At 33.8% G+C, this 16,284-nt stretch carries 19 protein-coding genes; 7 read left to right on the forward strand and 12 right to left on the reverse strand.

Annotation, left to right across the window (positions count from 1 at the left end):
* The first annotated feature begins 70 nt into the window (after positions 1 to 70).
* The gene (locus ACU8YW_RS16905; RefSeq protein WP_426934032.1) at positions 71 to 1,108 is read left to right on the forward strand and encodes a serine hydrolase domain-containing protein; all 1,038 of its coding nucleotides are present in this window, start codon (positions 71 to 73) and stop codon (positions 1,106 to 1,108) included.
* A 36-nt stretch (positions 1,109 to 1,144) separates the two neighbouring features.
* Here the strand turns inward: ACU8YW_RS16905 and ACU8YW_RS16910 are convergent, their stop codons facing one another.
* The 4 genes from ACU8YW_RS16910 to yeiL all read right to left on the reverse strand — a co-directional run bounded on the left by ACU8YW_RS16910 (position 1,145) and on the right by yeiL (position 4,274).
* Positions 1,145 to 1,393 (reverse strand): hypothetical protein, encoded by a 249-nt coding sequence (locus ACU8YW_RS16910; RefSeq protein ID WP_000666937.1) that lies wholly within the window; start codon positions 1,391 to 1,393, stop codon positions 1,145 to 1,147.
* Positions 1,394 to 1,658: 265 nt separating this feature from the next.
* On the reverse strand, positions 1,659 to 2,702 hold the full coding sequence (locus ACU8YW_RS16915) for a flavin-containing monooxygenase (RefSeq protein ID WP_426934033.1): 1,044 nt from the start codon (positions 2,700 to 2,702) through the stop codon (positions 1,659 to 1,661).
* 126 nt (positions 2,703 to 2,828) lie between these two features.
* Complete coding sequence (locus ACU8YW_RS16920; protein ID WP_426934034.1) at positions 2,829 to 3,560, reverse strand: metallophosphoesterase family protein; 732 nt, start codon at positions 3,558 to 3,560, stop codon at positions 2,829 to 2,831.
* 21 nt (positions 3,561 to 3,581) lie between these two features.
* Positions 3,582 to 4,274: a transcriptional regulator YeiL gene (yeiL, locus tag ACU8YW_RS16925; RefSeq protein ID WP_048544259.1), complete on the reverse strand. Its 693-nt coding sequence runs from the start codon at positions 4,272 to 4,274 to the stop codon at positions 3,582 to 3,584.
* A gap of 109 nt (positions 4,275 to 4,383) precedes the next feature.
* Between yeiL and ACU8YW_RS16930 the strand changes: the two genes are divergently transcribed.
* From ACU8YW_RS16930 to ACU8YW_RS16940, 3 genes are all read left to right on the forward strand, one after another.
* Positions 4,384 to 4,830: a DMT family transporter gene (locus ACU8YW_RS16930; protein ID WP_070168987.1), complete on the forward strand. Its 447-nt coding sequence runs from the start codon at positions 4,384 to 4,386 to the stop codon at positions 4,828 to 4,830.
* 13 nt (positions 4,831 to 4,843) lie between these two features.
* Positions 4,844 to 5,308 carry a DMT family transporter gene (locus ACU8YW_RS16935; protein ID WP_000965807.1) on the forward strand — a complete coding sequence of 155 codons (465 nt, stop codon included), beginning with the start codon at positions 4,844 to 4,846 and terminating at the stop codon, positions 5,306 to 5,308.
* Positions 5,309 to 5,397: 89 nt separating this feature from the next.
* Positions 5,398 to 5,892: a hypothetical protein gene (locus tag ACU8YW_RS16940; RefSeq protein ID WP_142291788.1), complete on the forward strand. Its 495-nt coding sequence runs from the start codon at positions 5,398 to 5,400 to the stop codon at positions 5,890 to 5,892.
* A 40-nt stretch (positions 5,893 to 5,932) separates the two neighbouring features.
* On the opposite strand, the gene aiiA is transcribed toward ACU8YW_RS16940, so the two are convergent.
* The 4 genes from aiiA to ACU8YW_RS16960 form a co-directional block, all read right to left on the reverse strand.
* On the reverse strand, positions 5,933 to 6,685 hold the full coding sequence (gene aiiA / locus ACU8YW_RS16945; protein WP_046954672.1) for a quorum-quenching N-acyl homoserine lactonase AiiA: 753 nt from the start codon (positions 6,683 to 6,685) through the stop codon (positions 5,933 to 5,935).
* A 336-nt stretch (positions 6,686 to 7,021) separates the two neighbouring features.
* On the reverse strand, positions 7,022 to 7,894 hold the full coding sequence (locus tag ACU8YW_RS16950) for a DUF4097 family beta strand repeat-containing protein (protein ID WP_446893977.1): 873 nt from the start codon (positions 7,892 to 7,894) through the stop codon (positions 7,022 to 7,024).
* Complete coding sequence (locus ACU8YW_RS16955) at positions 7,884 to 8,447, reverse strand: HAAS signaling domain-containing protein (RefSeq protein WP_088064098.1); 564 nt, start codon at positions 8,445 to 8,447, stop codon at positions 7,884 to 7,886. The genes ACU8YW_RS16950 and ACU8YW_RS16955 overlap by 11 nt, the downstream gene beginning before the upstream one ends.
* Complete coding sequence (locus ACU8YW_RS16960) at positions 8,434 to 8,763, reverse strand: PadR family transcriptional regulator (RefSeq protein WP_001102638.1); 330 nt, start codon at positions 8,761 to 8,763, stop codon at positions 8,434 to 8,436. The genes ACU8YW_RS16955 and ACU8YW_RS16960 overlap by 14 nt, the downstream gene beginning before the upstream one ends.
* A gap of 308 nt (positions 8,764 to 9,071) precedes the next feature.
* Here ACU8YW_RS16960 and ACU8YW_RS16965 point away from each other — a divergent pair, with 308 nt between their 5' ends.
* Positions 9,072 to 10,091 (forward strand): zinc-binding alcohol dehydrogenase family protein, encoded by a 1,020-nt coding sequence (locus tag ACU8YW_RS16965; RefSeq protein ID WP_088064099.1) that lies wholly within the window; start codon positions 9,072 to 9,074, stop codon positions 10,089 to 10,091.
* Positions 10,092 to 10,139: 48 nt separating this feature from the next.
* Here ACU8YW_RS16965 and ACU8YW_RS16970 read toward each other — a convergent pair whose 3' ends face one another.
* Together ACU8YW_RS16970 and ACU8YW_RS16975 are read right to left on the reverse strand one after the other, a co-directional pair.
* The gene (locus tag ACU8YW_RS16970) at positions 10,140 to 11,531 is read right to left on the reverse strand and encodes an amino acid permease (protein WP_142291789.1); all 1,392 of its coding nucleotides are present in this window, start codon (positions 11,529 to 11,531) and stop codon (positions 10,140 to 10,142) included.
* Positions 11,532 to 12,110: 579 nt separating this feature from the next.
* Positions 12,111 to 13,310 carry a multidrug effflux MFS transporter gene (locus tag ACU8YW_RS16975; RefSeq protein WP_088064101.1) on the reverse strand — a complete coding sequence of 400 codons (1,200 nt, stop codon included), beginning with the start codon at positions 13,308 to 13,310 and terminating at the stop codon, positions 12,111 to 12,113.
* A gap of 363 nt (positions 13,311 to 13,673) precedes the next feature.
* Between ACU8YW_RS16975 and ACU8YW_RS16980 the strand changes: the two genes are divergently transcribed.
* Positions 13,674 to 14,225, forward strand: coding sequence for a DUF5823 family protein (locus tag ACU8YW_RS16980; RefSeq protein ID WP_088064102.1), 552 nt, complete (start codon positions 13,674 to 13,676; stop codon positions 14,223 to 14,225).
* Positions 14,226 to 14,331: 106 nt separating this feature from the next.
* Positions 14,332 to 14,760, forward strand: coding sequence for a cytidine deaminase (locus ACU8YW_RS16985; RefSeq protein ID WP_446893978.1), 429 nt, complete (start codon positions 14,332 to 14,334; stop codon positions 14,758 to 14,760).
* A 260-nt stretch (positions 14,761 to 15,020) separates the two neighbouring features.
* On the opposite strand, the gene bshB2 is transcribed toward ACU8YW_RS16985, so the two are convergent.
* Complete coding sequence (gene bshB2 / locus ACU8YW_RS16990; RefSeq protein WP_088064103.1) at positions 15,021 to 15,683, reverse strand: bacillithiol biosynthesis deacetylase BshB2; 663 nt, start codon at positions 15,681 to 15,683, stop codon at positions 15,021 to 15,023.
* Positions 15,684 to 15,698: 15 nt separating this feature from the next.
* Positions 15,699 to 16,049, reverse strand: coding sequence for a YojF family protein (locus ACU8YW_RS16995; RefSeq protein ID WP_000407039.1), 351 nt, complete (start codon positions 16,047 to 16,049; stop codon positions 15,699 to 15,701).
* Between the last annotated feature and the right edge of the window lie 235 nt (positions 16,050 to 16,284).

Here is a 16,284-nt window from a genome sequence, read left to right on the forward strand (position 1 = left end):
TCTCTCATTCTCTCTATTAACTACTGTATAATAGAACTAATATTCTGTCTTTCATAAGAAAGGAGTCACTATGAACTTAAAAAGTAACACTATATACGAGAAAATGAACCAATATTCCGTTGCAGGTTTAAGCCTTGCTGTTATACGTGATGGTAAACTAGATGAAGCAACTGCCTGCGGAACACTTGAATCTGGAACAACTAAAACTGTCACTACGAATTCCATATTCAATTCTTGTTCTATTAGTAAATTCTTCACTACAATGCTCGTACTAACGTTATCAGATCAAAAGATCGTGCATTTAGATGAAGACGTAAATGATAGACTCACATCTTGGAACATACCTACCAGTCTATTTACCTCACAGAAAAAAGTCACCCTGCGAAATTTATTAAGTCACCAATCTGGAATTATTGATCCTCCTAATAGTTTTGAGCATTATACACTTGCACAAGGGCGACCAAACATGTCCGAAATCCTTGCTGGTAAAACATCATATTGTTCAGTACCGATAGAAATAACTTATAAACCAGAAAGTGAATTTCACTACTCTGATGCAAACTTTTGTATTATCGAATTACTACTTGAAGATATAACTGGAAAACCATTTAACCTTTTACTTGAAGAATATATCTTTCAGCCACTGCAACTGAAAAATAGTATGCTATTCCCTCCTGAAGATATAAATAAAATGGAGGCCTTTGCTTGTGGGCATAATAAAGATGGCACCGTTACAAATGAGAAGTATCCATTTTATCCATTCGCAGCCGCTTCAGGTATTTGGACAACACCAACAGACTTATCAGCTTTAGTTATCGAAATCATTCATTCCTTACAAGGAAAGGGCAAACTAAAACTTTCTCAAAAATTAGTACAAGATATGCTTTCTCCTCAAGGTTGCTCAAAATGGACTGGATTAGGTATCTTTCTAGATGATTCTAACGAAGACTTACAAATGCATTCACTTGGATGGGGCGTGGGATTTCAATGTATGATGATATGCTATCCATACCGAGGTAATGGTGCTGTTATAATGACTAACGCTGACTTAGGTGTTCATCAAATGGAAGGGATTATTGGTGAAGTGTTAAAAACGTTATCCTTATAATGAAAAGAAAGAAGCTGTTCCTTCCAGCTTCTTTACTTATATTATATTTTTCGCAACAATTTTTATATGTTCTGGTGCGATAATCTCCGTTATACTTTCTTGGAAATCTTCCTGCAACATTTCTTCAATATGTTCTAGCTGCACTTCAACATGTGTGCATTCTAAATTATGTATATTTAAAAGTGCATAATGATCTTTTTTCTTAATTACTAAATATTGATTTTCCTCTGTTACAAGTATAGAACCTAATCGTACTCCTAGTAGGCGTTGATCATCAAACTTCACAACCATTCCCCCTTACTTTATATGTAATAAAATAACATTTTATGTAATCTGTTCTTTATAAACTATATCACAATTTATTAAAATATAAATATCATATTTCTTTTTACTAAAAACCCCTATTCTTTTATATATTTCGATACAAAAAACTTTCTCAACATAAAATTAGAATTTTCAGTTTTTATTCTTATGAAAATCAATTATAATAAAGTTAATAAATGTTTGACCTCTCCTAATTCATGTACATATGGATGATCAGTAGTCGCTGCTACTGATCTATTTTTTTGATCTCAGAAAGTAAATATGATGCATCCTTTCCTACACCACAAATAAGTGCAGAGCCTCTTTGAGATTGCCACGGCAAACCGATATAATATAATCCTCTCACGGGACTTATTCCCTTTACATGATTAGGAAATCCTTTCTCATTCACTGCCTTTTCTATTTCAATCCATTTATAGTTTTGAATAAAACCAGTTGACCATATAATGCTTTCTGCACTATACGTGCCACCATTTTGAAACATAATGCTATTTTCTGATGCATGAACCACTTTTCCCTCTAGTTTAATTGCCCCACTACGAATAAGTTCTTTGCCTTCAAAACCAAACATAGGATCCTTTCTCTTCTGAAACCACTTTCCCCTCTTTGTATTTAATTCAGCATACAGTAAACCCAATTTTTCTAACCAACTAAAAATGCTTTTTCTAAAAAGACGTAACGGTAAAAATGTTAGAGGATGACTAATAGACATTGTAACTCCATGAGTTTTTGCAAGTTCTACTGCAATTTGCATTCCTGAATTCCCGCCACCTACTACTAATACTTTCCCCTCAGGAATTTGTGATGGTGATTTATATTGTGATGAATGTATTTGAAAAACATGCGATGAAAGATGTTGTGAAAATGAAGGGATGTACGGTTGCTGAAAACCACCTGTTGCGATAACAACCTTTTTTGATTGTAAAATTTCTGTAGGAGTATGTAATTCGAATATATCTTTTTCTTTCTTTATTTTAAAAACTTCAGTTTGCAATTGGACCGGTAATGTAAAGTGCCTTGCATATTCTTCTAAATATGTTGCCATTTCATCTTTACATGGAAATCCATTTCCTTCTCCTTTTACTACCATACCTGGTAAACTACTATATTCTCTCGGTGTGAAGAGCTGTAAAAAATTATATCTGTTTCTCCATGAATCCCCAATTCGGTTTCCTGCCTCAAGTAATAAAAAATTATATCCTTCTTGCTTCAAGTAATATCCCATTGCTAATCCAGCTTGACCAGCTCCAATAATAATTAAGTCTTTCATTCTAATCCCTCCTTCCACTAAACGTATGAATACTTGTTCATATATTCATACGTTTCCATAATCATAACATTTTATTTTTACATCATTCAATATTTACTCAAAATAAAAAAAGGGGTAAACTCCCTTTCATTCTATCTTCCCAGTCTTTAGTGCCTGTGCCCAGTCATGTCTTTCCTGTTGAACAGCTAACTCAGCAGCTTCCTCCCAATTATAAGGAACTGAAATTTGTTCAATTACCCATTCTCCCAAAACCTTTTCTATCACTACATATTTTGCATGCGGAGTTCCTGATTCCATTTTATGCACAATGGGTAATTCATCTTTGTACGCTGGAAGCCCTATACTCCCTGGATTTATTATGATTTTTCCGTTCGCTAAATAAACAACTCTAGGAATATGTGTATGACCACATACTATTATTTTTTGTTCTATATTTTTGAGTTGATCCATTATATTTTTTTCACTCTTTAATACTGCACCATTTTCGTCCATTTCTTCTAGTAAATACACCTCATCTGAAGTTAGTGTACCATGACAAAATAAAATATCGTCAACAATGAATTGGAAAGGATGTTGTTTTAACCAATCTATATGATTTTCTGCTAATTGATTTCGGACAAAAGTTAGTGTAGCAGACTGCTCTTGTATAGGTTCCCAAAGCATGCGATCACAGTTTCCCTTAATATGTATCATCTCGTTATTCATTAATATTTCAATTGTACCTAAAGGATCTAACGGCCCATAGACGCTATCACCTAAATTAATTATCATTTCGACCTTGCGACGTTCAATATCTTCTAATACGGATTTCAAAGCGTGACTATTTCCATGAACATCTGAAATAATTGCTATTTTCATCTAAATCCCCACTTTAATATATTATTTATAAACATCTGCTGCCAATTCCCTCAGAACATCCACATTTACTACTTCGAAGCAACCATTGTTCTTTTTTATTATCTCTTTATCACAAAAAATATTTAATGTACGTAATAGATGACGATAACTCGTTCCTAACAATTCCGCTGTTTCCGTTAAATTCCCACTAAATACAATTCTATTTCCATGCTGCACCGCTCGTTCCCCTGCTGCTAACATGTAACTCGCAAGTCTATTTTCAAGTGGATATAGTAAATTAATTGTACTATTTTTTGAAAGCCGATTTAACTTATGTGCTAACGATCCGCAAATACATCGTAAAAATTTCGCATCATGAAATAGTTGATTTCTCACTTTCCCTAAAGGCAAACCAACACAATATGAATCTGCCATCACTTGTACGTTTGAAGCTGTCTTTTGAGAATGAATTAACTCCACATCTCCTAACAGCTGCAAGCTATCATAAAAGCATAACAATACAGATTTCCCGTTACTTAATGTATTAAACGCTTTCGCTTTTCCTTCAACGAAGAAAAATAAATAATCTATCTCTTCATTCTCTCTACAAATAAACTCATTCTTTTTAAAAAATATTAGTTCCATATATGGTTTCATATCATTACTAAAAAAGGAGTCAATATTATTTTCTTTCATATAATTTGTTAATTTAATAGAATTACATATTTTCTTCATAGTTCCCCCGCCTTTACAACTACTCCCCATTGTAATCAAAATTTCCCCCTTCCACTATGACATATGTCATAGTAATTCACAATTTCAGCATGATACAGTCATTACAAATATGAAAATTAAAGGGGATATTACATTGTACAACTTTCTTTCTGTCTTTATTGGTGTGCTCATCGCCGTTATGCTTCCATTGAATGGGATTTTATCTGAATTAATTGGCAAGTATACAGCAAGCGTTGTCATTCACCTTGTCGGTTTAATTGCAGTTATTTTCGTTTTAATCATAAACAAAAATAAAATTTATTTTGATAAAAGCATTCCACTTTTTTTATATAGCGCTGGAGCGATTGGGGTATTCACTGTCCTTTTTAATAATATAAGTTTCTCCGTCCTTGGTGCTTCTATTACGATCGCATTAAGTTTACTTGGTCAATCCATTGCTTCCATCGTTATTGATCATTTCGGCTTATTAGGAATGAAAGTTGCAAAGTTTGAAAAGAAAAAACTAATTGGATTATGTTTCATCTCTTCCGGAATTATAATCATGACAATTTATTAATGGGGGCAAGAAAATGTTATATATTACTATCGCTATTTTAGCTGGTGTTTCTATCGTTGTTGCTAGAATTATTAACGCAAATTTAGCAGCGAAAATCGGTAATTGGGAAGGTACGTTTTTTAATTATATTACTGGATTATTTTTCTCTATGTTATTTTTAATTTTCAGTTCAGATTCAATGTACATTCCTAGTCATACGTTGCAATCTATTCCTATCGCTGTTTACTTAGGCGGATTAGTAGGCGTTATCGTCATCTCGTTATCGAACTATATTACACCTAAAATATCAGCATTTTATTTAACGTTACTCATCTTTATCGGACAATTATTTGCGGGGACTATCATTGATTTCATCTTGTCACACGAACTCTCTATAGGAAAGGTTGTCGGTGGCATTTTCGTACTAATCGGACTCACTTACAATTTACTCGTAGATCGCCCTGTTAAAACTGTGCAGAATAACCAAGTTCAATTATAATACTTTACGCTTCCCTATCATATATTAATAGAAAAGCTCTTCATACGAAGTGATAGAGAGGAGAATATTCTATTAAAAAAATCATTTTACTGCTAGGTAGTGCATTGATTATTTTTGGAATCGCATGGTTTTTCAACTCTGGGAAATCTATTCAAGATTTCTATACAGCAAATAAACCAAAGAAGAAAGCTACTATCATTTCAACTCAAAGAGATCCAAATGGGCCCCCTGTCTTTTTAGGGAAACAGGAAATAAAAGATATACATGTCGAGTCAATTAAAACAAAAAAAGATATCTTTCTCACAAAAACAGATGAATTAAAAACATTCATTAACAGTATGGATACCGCCAAAAAAGGAAAATTAACATTAGATGAAGAAGGATCAGATTTAATAGACTGTGATATGTGGATTACTTTCGAGGATGGGACTTATAAAAAATATTTCATATGGGTAGTTGACCATCACAGTAACGAAGTGATGATTGCTCAACAAGATACTCCTAATGATGTAAACCTTACGTACTATCAATTAAATGAAGATAGTTCTAAAAAAGTTTATAACTTATTTAAAAAAATCATTTAAACGAAAAAGTCATGAGCGAATAAGCTCATGACTTTTTGTACTATATATATTCTGGGAACACTTTACATCCCCTTTCCTGTTCTATATCATGTCCAAAGAAAACAATCGGCTTCTCTTTCATCACCACTTCTTTTAAACGTTTAATTGAAGATAAAGCTAATTCTGAATCAAATCCCGCAAATGGCACTTCATTTTCAAAATTCTCTTTCGTATACGATGCATCAATCGTTAATAATACAGGACCGGATTTTTCTGTCTCAATTAATAGCGATTGATGCCCTGGAGTATGGCCTGGTGTATGCAATAATTGAACTCCTGGTACGACTTCATAATCACCTTCAATGATTTTGTAGTTTAAATTCGGCAATATACATTCTTTCAAATATTCTTCGCTATGCTGTGCCGCCTCATATTCAGCACGCTGTACAATGATTGGTGTATTTATAAAAGCGCCATTTCCTCCTGCATGATCAAAATGCAAGTGAGAACTAATAATATAAAGAAGGTCTTCCGGCTCATAACCAACCCGTTTTAAAATATTCACGATTCTATCTTCTTCAGTCATTTTCGGTAAAACCTGCCCTTCGACAAATGTACCGTTAAAAAGACCTTCATTATTAACTGCACTTTCTGGCATACCTGTATCTACTAAAATAGGTCCTTCTTCAGTCTCCAAAAGATAACACCAAACCGGTAAGTCTAATAATTCTCCTGGTGTTAATGTACTATTAACAGACGAATGATCCAACATACAACGACCTGCTGGGACGAAATAAAGCTTCTTTACTGTCATTATGTATCCACCTTTAAATTTAGTTTTGAATAAAACAATACAGTAAAGAATTCCTCTTGCTAGAAATAAACTCCTTCTCACTTTTCATTGTTTCAGCTATTATTTTTGAGTCATTCACAAATTCTCCTTACACTATTAATTATTATTCGTTATTTTTCTAAGAATCCAGGGTAATAAATCAACTGTTTGTATTTTGAAATACGAAAAGGATACACACTTAAACGAAGGTTACATAAAAAAAAACCGACTACCCATATGTTGAAAAAAGGAGTCGGTTCTTTTTTATTTATTATTGCTCTTTATGTGCGACGAGCTGAGATTATAAAAGGTAATATGCTATTGGTTTTTCACTGTAATATTTCCGTTATGTGTGTTTAATTTAATTATATTTTCTCCCTTTCCAATAACCGTATTCCCGTTATATTTATTCAGGATATTCGCGCTGCCGTTGTCGACAGAAACATTAAATTGAACATTAGTTGGTTCTTTTTCGGTTTCAATATTAATTTTCCCATTATGAGTCATAAAATTGAGATTTCGATCCAGTTCATTCGTTTTAAGAGTAAGACTTCCATTTTTAGTTTGCCCCTCTATTTCACCTTCAACATGGTCTAGCATTATTCGTCCGTTGTTCGATTTCACATGAATATTTTGTGCCAATACATCTTTGAAATCCATAATTCCATTGTTTGCTTCTGCGATAATTTTTGGCGAATTGATTTCTCTTAATTCAACATGTCCATTGCTTGTATTTATATTAAAATGTGTTGCGTTTAGTTTTTTAGCAGAAACGTAGCCATTATTATTGGAAACTTTTAATGAATCATATTGTTTTTCGGGTAGATACACATTTAATGTTAATGGAGCCAATACTTCAGGAATATTAAAGTTGAACCAGCTCTGTTGTTTTTCTTTATAAGAAATGAGAAGCGTTGAATCTTCCTCATCCGTAGCTAATGTTCTTTTTACGTTTGGATTAACCTCGCCATCTAATTTTACTTTCACGTTACTATCTTTTGTAGGATTGATATTAACACGAACGTTATTTGTATCAATAATGACGCTTGACACATTATTATTATTATTATTAACGACCTTTTCTTCTGAAATTGGTACTGCAGCAATTGAACGATAAGTGAATAAACTTCCGATAATACCAATAATGAAAATAATACCTGCAATGATTGAAAGACTCTTTTTATTTATCATGCTTTAAACCACCTTTTACTAATGCTATATTGAACTTTAAATAACGAACAAATCCATTCTTTGCTAGCTTCGTTAAAAATAACATAGCAATAACAATGAAATATCCAAGTCCACAAAGCGCTAAAGAAACAAAAAGATTAAATAGCAAGAATGTATTTGGATGTATAATCGTATCAACTAAAACAAGTAATGGTGCGCCTAAAAATGAGATACCTAGAACCCATCCTGAAAAAATTAATGCCACTAATGTAATTGCAGGTCCAAGCACGATTAACAAATTAAAAAAACCTAATCCAATTACTGCCCAAATTGCCCGAAAAACATTTCCTGTTGTTGCACTTGCTGTTACTTTCTCAATATGATAATCTGCTAATAACTCTTTGGCGATTTGAGCTGGAGAGCCTAATGAAGTTGCAATTTCTTCTTCACTTTTCCCTTCCTCTAATCCGAAAGTAAAATGTTCTTCATAATCTTTTAAAATATCTGCACGCTCTTTATCAGATAACCTTTTTAGAGATACATTTAATTGTTGTAAAAATTTATCTTTCGTCATTACCTACACCTTCTTTAATTAATTGATTGACACCTTGTGAAAACTCATTCCATTCCTCCAAAAGTTGATACAAATACGTTCTACCTTTATCCGTCAGTGTATAATACTTTCTTGAAGGGCCTTCTGAAGACTCCTGTAAATACGTTGTAAAATATTCTTCCTTAGTTAGCCTTCGAAGAAGAGGATAAACAGACCCTTCTGATATTTCAATTCGATTGGAAATATTTCGAACTAATTCATATCCATAACGGTCTTGCTTATCCAGTAAGACAAGAACACAAAGTTCTAAAACTCCTTTTTTAAATTGTACATTCAATATTCATTCACCCTATTCTAATTGATATCCACTACTGTTTATTATTTAGTACTGTTTTATAACTAATAACTACAAGTATAATATAACACTTGGTATTGTTCATTGCAAGGTACACTGGAAAAATAAGTATACCTCTCATCCGACGCTTATAAAATCAGAGTGATGGATGTTGCTCGCCAGTTACAAAGTTCTAAATGAAGTTGAAACAGCTCTTTTACAAAATGGAAAGAACTCAACTTTTTTACATAATGACGCTTTACCTACTATAATAAAAGAGAAAAACTCTTACTTTAATGGAGGGAATAGAAATGAAAGCAATTGGTTTACATGAATACTTACCTATTGAAGAAGAAAACAGTTTAATTGATATTGAAGTTGAAAGACCTGTTGCTACAGGAAGAGATATACTTGTTAAAATTAACGCTATTTCCGTTAATCCAGTTGATACAAAAGTTCGCTCTCCGAAAGATAAAAAAGAAGATGTAGCGAAAATACTTGGCTGGGATGCTAGTGGTGTCGTCGTACAAACGGGCGAAGGTTGTACGTTATTTAAAGAAGGCGACGAAGTATTTTACGCTGGAAGTATTACGAGACAAGGTACATATAGTGAATACCACCTAGTTGATGAAAGAATCGTTGGCAAGAAACCTAAAACGTTAAATGATGCTGAAGCTGCAGCACTTCCTTTAACAGCTATTACAGCATGGGAAGGTTTATTTGAACGTTTAAGCATTGATTATAATAAGAAAGATGAGAATACATTCAAAAACATTTTAATTATCGGCGGAGCTGGTGGTGTAGGTTCAATTGCCATTCAACTGGCGAAATGGGCTGGACTGAATGTAATCACAACTGCATCCCGTAATGAAACGATACACTGGGTTGAAAAATTTGGTGCCGATTATATCATTAACCATCACCAACCTTTACAAGATCAAATATTAGAGTTTGGGCTAAAAGATGTAGATTATATTTTCTGCTTAAACAATACAGATGAACATTGGCAAGCAATTTGTGACCTCATTAAACCACAAGGAAAAATTTGCTCTATCGTAGAAAATGAACACCCTCTTGAGATGGGTATTTTAAAAAGTAAAAGTGCTACATTCGTTTGGGAGTTTATGTTTACAAAAGCGATGTACGAAACTGGCGATATGATCACGCAGCACGAACTATTAAATAAAGTAAGCGAACTATTAGATGAAGGCATTTTAAAGACTACTCTAAATGAAACATTCGCACCAATTAACGCTGAAAACGTAAAGAAAGCACATGCACTGCTTGAAAGCGGAAGTACAATTGGGAAAATCGTTTTAGAGAAATTTTAATAATAAAAAGTCCGATTTCCATATAAGAAATCGGACTTTTTACTATCTTTATTTACTTGAAATCTCCTGATCATTTGGAACATCTAACGGACGTCGTTTCCCTATTCCGAAAGCATAGAAACTAATTGTGACGATAGCTAAGAAAACAATACCTACAACTAATGAAATACGTGTATCATCGTTAAACCACATTCCGATTAATACCATAATTAAAAAGGCAATTGTCAAATAGTTTGTAACAGGAGCAAATGGCATTTTGAACGGATGATCTTTCATCTCTGCTCCCTTTTCTTTTCTAAAATTAATTTGACTAATTAAAATGACGAACCATGGTACCATACCAGGAAGTACGCTCGCACTATATACATATACGAATAAGTTTTTCGGTGCGATATAACTTAAAACAACACCAACCGCTAAACCGATAATTACCCCAACTGTACCGAATAAAGGTACACCATTTCCAGAAAGTTTCGTGAAATATTTCGGCGCTTGTCCATTTACACCTAACGTATAAAGCATACGGCCCGCACTATAAATACCACTATTACAACCCGACATTGCCGCTGTAATAACAACGAAGTTAATAAGTCCAGCTGCTGCCGTAATACCAACCTTCGCAAAAGTTGCTACGAACGGACTACCAATTGTACTTAATTGATCCCACGGATACACAGTTACAATAACGAAAATAGCACCAATATAGAAAATTAAAATACGCCAAATTGTACTTTGAATTGCTCTTGTAAGTGTCTTCTTCGGATCCTTCGCTTCACCAGCAGTAATACCGATTAATTCCACACCTTGGTATGCACCAACTACAAGTGATAATGCAAAGAAGAACCCTGAAAAACCACCTGTAAAGAAACCACCATTTGACCAAAGATTTGATATACCAATTGCTTCTCCGCCGTTACCAATTCCAAAGAAAATAAGTCCAAATCCCGCAATAATCATTAATAGAATCGTAACGATTTTAATCATCGCAAACCAAAATTCAAATTCGCCAAATGACTTAACAGAAATTAAGTTAGCTGCGCCAAGAATAACCATTGCGATTACACCTGGTATCCAAGCTGGTAAGTCCGGGAACCAATATTGCATATATGCCCCAACCGCAATAATTTCTGACATCCCAACGATAACCCACTGGAACCAGTTACTCCACGCTGTCATATAACCAGCTAACGGATGAATATACTTATGACCGAACGTCGCAAATGAACCTGTACTCGGCTCCATATACAACATTTCACCCATTGCACGCATAATGAAGAAAATAAAAATACCTGCAATTGCATAAGCAAGCATTACTGACGGACCTGTCCATTTAATCGTGCTGGCCGACCCCATAAACAAACCAACACCAATCGTTCCGCCTAAAGCGATCATTTGAATATGACGTGCTTCTAAGCCCCTTTTCAATTCCTTGTTTGCCACTTCACTTCCCCCTCTTAGATGATTCATAGCCGCATTTTAAAACAAGATGCTTTCCCCTAATTCCTTTCGGCCCTGAAAATGATGAAGCAAACGTCATTTTACACTAGCTTTAAAGCTATCCTAAAATCGTTTTTTGCCTCTTGCAAAATTCTCAAAACCTTTCATCTTCCAATATTCTATAAATCTTAAAATTACTTACCTTATATTAATTCATTTATCTGAAAAGTTCAATTATTTTTTCAATAAATTATTATACATAAGTCTGATTAATTTTTAACTAAATTAACAATAAAATACATCTATTCAATATGATTCCGGCATGAATATTATTACAGTATAAATAACCGAGGAGAGTATTTCTTCCTAGGTTTCACATCTCATGTACTTCAATCTTTATAGTTGATAACGTAATTTCCCACACGTCCGATTCATATACTAACCAGAAATTTAATATATTAATAAACTACTGATTTCTTTAGTCCAGCCCAATTTTGAGGTAGGAATCTTACTGCCTCAAAACAGCAGGATAAAATATAAAAGAGTCTCATTAAAAAACGAGACTCTTTTACCATTTCATATTTAAATCATTTTTGAAGTTTGTTTACCTAAAATAAACACTTTAGTAAACACCATCATGATAACTACAATAGCCAGAAAATAAAGTGGCAACACCAGTAACGAGCCCGTATGAAGTTGACTCATTCCCCAAACTGTCATCGTTACAATTACATAGTACCCTAAGCTAAACAAAGCTCCGGCTGTACCAATGACATCTTGAAAATCTACTAACGCTAAACTTAAACAGTTAGGTAACGCTATCCCAATTCCTAATAGCAATATAAACATCGCTACTAAAAATACAATCATATATATTACATTCGGATTTGATCCAACAAACGTAATAACAGATAAAAGGATAGCTCCTCCTGTCATTACAAGACAACCGATATATATAATTTTCTCTGGTTTATACGTGGCAAGCAATCGTTTAGAAACTTTGGCTCCAATAATAGAAGCGGAAGCAACAACAATTCCTAGAAGTCCATACATACTAGGCGATAACTGAAAGTATTCAATAAAGATAAACGGCGCTTCTGCATAATAGCTAAATAAAACACCATTCGCTCCTCCAATTAATAACCCATATGTTACTACTTTCGGATTTGTAATTAACCGTTTTAAAACAGAAAATACATTTATTTTATTCGTTACTGAGTCCGTTTTTGTTTCGGGAAGGGAAACAAACGTATACAGAAAAATCCCGATACTCATAACTACTAAACTTAAAAATACGGTTTTAAATCCAAACATTTGATCAAGAAAACCACCAATTAACGGCCCTATCGCTGGTGTAAAAGCAATGACTGCCGAGATTTGAGCAAACATAACATGCCTCTTATGCCCTTCTACACTTTCACGAAGAATCGTTTGTGTAACAACAGAGCCAGCACTTGCTCCAAACGCTTGAATAAAACGACTTAGCAATAAAACTTCAATGGAATTTGCAATAAAGCATAAGAAACTCCCAACGCCATATACGACAATTCCAAATAACATTGCCGGGCGACGGCCAATTATATCTGATAACCATCCAATAAAAAATACACCTAAAGCAAATCCAGCAAAATACACACTAAGTGTTAACTGTACCTCATTATTACTTACGTGTAACTCCTTTGAAATGTCAGGTAAAGACGGTGTGTAAATCGTTTCACTAATTTGCGGAAATGCGACAAGAATGATCATTAACAAAAGTGATGGTACTGAGACTTTTTTCATTTTTCATACCCTCCTATAACTTTGAAAATCTCAGAAATAAAAAGACTTTCCTTAGCTACGGAACAGGAGGGGCCATTATAGAAATTCGATCATAAAACAACAAAGAAAACACCTCAATTACGTATGTTAATACTTATAGGAGGGTAATATTAACATTAATTTTAATATATACTTTTTCAATTATATTACATATTGCGTTTCTTTTTCTAGTGTTGAGCCTTGGAAGCTTTGTTAAAAAGATAACTTGAAGCTACCACCTTTTTATGGAATAATTAGAAATAGTTTGAATTAATAGTTCTAATTATCAAGCGATAGACCAGCATTTTTAATGTCGTAAAGCTTGCAAACAGGAGGCCTTTCGTAATGATTGAAATTTTAAGGACAGTAATAAATTTCCTGATCGCTCTATTCTCAGGAGAATTACCAATTGTATATTATGTGTGGATTATTATCCTATTCCTAATGCAAATAAGCCAATCTACTCTGAATTATAAACTCTTTAACAAGAAAGATAATTTCAGCACTTATACATCGGAAGGATTACTTGCTTTTATTATTTTATTATTTGGAGGTATGTTAGTATCTAAGTTACTTGCTTACATAATAGACGGTCCTACTATTAGTATGACAAATTTAACACATTATTTTATTTCTCTTATTATATTAACTATATTTGTCGTCATAAGCTGTCTTAAAGATTTTATAGAAACATCTATCAAAAATAAAAATGTGTCTCTTTTTAGCTTTTTAGTAGTTTCCTTAATAACAAGTATACTTTCATTCAAGTTTTTATCACCTTTAATCGAAGGTTCTTTTGCTCTTTCTAAATCTTTTATAACCACTTTAATCATTCTTGTAACTATATCAATTCCTCTATTAATTGCCTTAGAGGAAAAGTATGCAGATGAAAAGTAATTCTTGCATTTATAGTTTAAAATTGAGTGACTATTCTTTTTTAACGGTATTACTAAAAAAATAACAGTCATTGAATCGAAAATTAAACAGAAATGAGGACATACAATTGAGCATTGAACAACAATTATATGATGCAGTGAAAAATTTAATTGACCAAAGATATCCACATAATTGGGGCGGAGCTGCAGCAATCCGTGTAGAAGATAGATCCATTTATACAAGTGTGGCCCCTGACGTAATAAACGCTTCAACAGAACTTTGTATGGAAACAGGTGCAATTTTAGAAGCACATAAATTTCATAAGAAAGTTACACATTCTATTTGTCTTGCAAGGGAAAATGAGCATTCTGAATTAAAAGTATTATCACCTTGTGGTGTATGCCAAGAACGTTTATTTTATTGGGGACCAGAAGTACTATGCGCCATTACAAATTCTAAACAAGATATCATTTTCAAACCGTTAAAAGAGTTGCAGCCATACCATTGGAGCGAAGCATACCATGATGAATTTACAAAAGAATGGAGTACAAGATAAAGTGAAACTTTAATCAGTGTGGGTTTTGTTCATCCCCACTGATTATTAGTTGAACCAATCGGGCTTTTACGGGCAGTCCGCCTCCACCTACCTTCTTTGCTTTTTCTGAATTTCCAGGTGGTAGGCTTACTGCCCGTTAATGCGGGATAAAGTGAAATCTGCTCGCAAATAGCGGAAATTAAAAGTTATTCACTAAAAAAGCACCGTCCAAATGACGGTGCTTTTTCTATGTAAGAGCTACTAGAAGGTCCCCTTCTAGCCTACTCCCATTTATAAGTCCAAAATTGTTCCAGTTGCAGCCATTTTAATGTTGCTGCATCTTTGTTTTTGATTTTTACGTGTGTTTCTTCTAACATCGCTTCTGTTTGTGAACGATGCGCACCTAGTGCAGCTAATTTATGCTCGAATACTTCACTAATATTATTTACAACATCCGGCTCACCTAATACAGCTTCGCGATTTCTCGTAATCGCAACGGCATGAATGACTGGACGCTCTTCTTTTTGCATACGTGATACAGCGCGAACAACTGCGCGGCCAAATGCATCATGATCTGGATGTACGCCGTGCTCTGGATAAAATGTAATAATTCGAGATGGATTTACTTCTTGAATGATTGCTTCAATTTTATCTGCAACGAAATCAACATCTTCAAATTCTAACGTTTTATCATGGAAACCAAGCATTCTTAAATCTTGAATTCCCATCGCTTCACATGCATCTTTTAATTCTTTTTCACGGATATTTGGAATCGTTTCACGGTTAGCGAATACGTTTTTCCCCATGTTACGTCCCATTTGTCCTAAAGTACCACATGCATACGTTACAGGTACTCCTTGATCTGTTAATAAGCGAATTGTTCCTCCAGCAGCAAATGCTTCGTCATCTGGATGCGGAAATACAACAAGTACATGTCTCTCCATAAGTTTCCCTCCTTCTTACTTAAATGGCGTTAAGCTTAACTCAAGTGCAACTGCTAAGCGGCCTTGGTTATCATGCCCTGCAAGTAATAAACGCTCTTTATCGTCTACTTCCCAGTGCGTAATACCTTCTGCATATACCCAGCCATGATCCATTTTCAAACCAACTCGGTATGGATTTGTTCCAGTAATCTTCCCACGTTCAAAGCGAATAATTGCATTTCGAATGAATGCTCCAACTGTCATCATCTTTTCGTTAAAGTGTGACGCATACGCTCCGTTCGTTGTTTCTAAATGAATATATACATCTTTATTTACAAAACGTTCAATTTCATTTTGAATAAGAGAACTATCTTTTACTATTTCCATCGGAATTCACCTCTTTAAACCATTTTACGCAAAAATAATGTAAATTGCTATCTCTATATTAGAGGACAACGCCCACTTTTCCTAATAATTTGCACTGTGTTTTTTATATTTTTTATATGATATGTAAAAAATATATTTTTTCCTTCACTTTGTTAAATAGTTTTCTTTCTTTTTTGAATTTGCTACAATATATTTTATCCCGTATTTATGCAGCGAGATACATTTTGACAATTGA

The sequence above is a fragment of the Bacillus pretiosus genome (assembly GCF_052947655.1).

Excerpts from the sequence above, each read along its gene's own strand:
- ACU8YW_RS16950 (WP_446893977.1), bottom strand. The coding sequence starts at position 7,894 with ATGATAAATAAAAAGAGTCTTTCAATCATTGCAGGTATTATTTTCATT.
- ACU8YW_RS16980 (WP_088064102.1), top strand. The coding sequence starts at position 13,674 with ATGATTGAAATTTTAAGGACAGTAATAAATTTCCTGATCGCTCTATTC.
- ACU8YW_RS16965 (WP_088064099.1), top strand. The coding sequence starts at position 9,072 with ATGAAAGCAATTGGTTTACATGAATACTTACCTATTGAAGAAGAAAAC.
- ACU8YW_RS16930 (WP_070168987.1), top strand. The coding sequence starts at position 4,384 with ATGAAAATTAAAGGGGATATTACATTGTACAACTTTCTTTCTGTCTTT.
- yeiL (WP_048544259.1), bottom strand. The coding sequence starts at position 4,274 with ATGAAGAAAATATGTAATTCTATTAAATTAACAAATTATATGAAAGAA.
- ACU8YW_RS16955 (WP_088064098.1), bottom strand. The coding sequence starts at position 8,447 with ATGACGAAAGATAAATTTTTACAACAATTAAATGTATCTCTAAAAAGG.
- ACU8YW_RS16920 (WP_426934034.1), bottom strand. The coding sequence starts at position 3,560 with ATGAAAATAGCAATTATTTCAGATGTTCATGGAAATAGTCACGCTTTG.
- bshB2 (WP_088064103.1), bottom strand. The coding sequence starts at position 15,683 with ATGGAGAGACATGTACTTGTTGTATTTCCGCATCCAGATGACGAAGCA.
- ACU8YW_RS16975 (WP_088064101.1), bottom strand. The coding sequence starts at position 13,310 with ATGAAAAAAGTCTCAGTACCATCACTTTTGTTAATGATCATTCTTGTC.
- ACU8YW_RS16915 (WP_426934033.1), bottom strand. The coding sequence starts at position 2,702 with ATGAAAGACTTAATTATTATTGGAGCTGGTCAAGCTGGATTAGCAATG.
- ACU8YW_RS16935 (WP_000965807.1), top strand. The coding sequence starts at position 4,844 with ATGTTATATATTACTATCGCTATTTTAGCTGGTGTTTCTATCGTTGTT.
- aiiA (WP_046954672.1), bottom strand. The coding sequence starts at position 6,685 with ATGACAGTAAAGAAGCTTTATTTCGTCCCAGCAGGTCGTTGTATGTTG.
- ACU8YW_RS16995 (WP_000407039.1), bottom strand. The coding sequence starts at position 16,049 with ATGGAAATAGTAAAAGATAGTTCTCTTATTCAAAATGAAATTGAACGT.
- ACU8YW_RS16905 (WP_426934032.1), top strand. The coding sequence starts at position 71 with ATGAACTTAAAAAGTAACACTATATACGAGAAAATGAACCAATATTCC.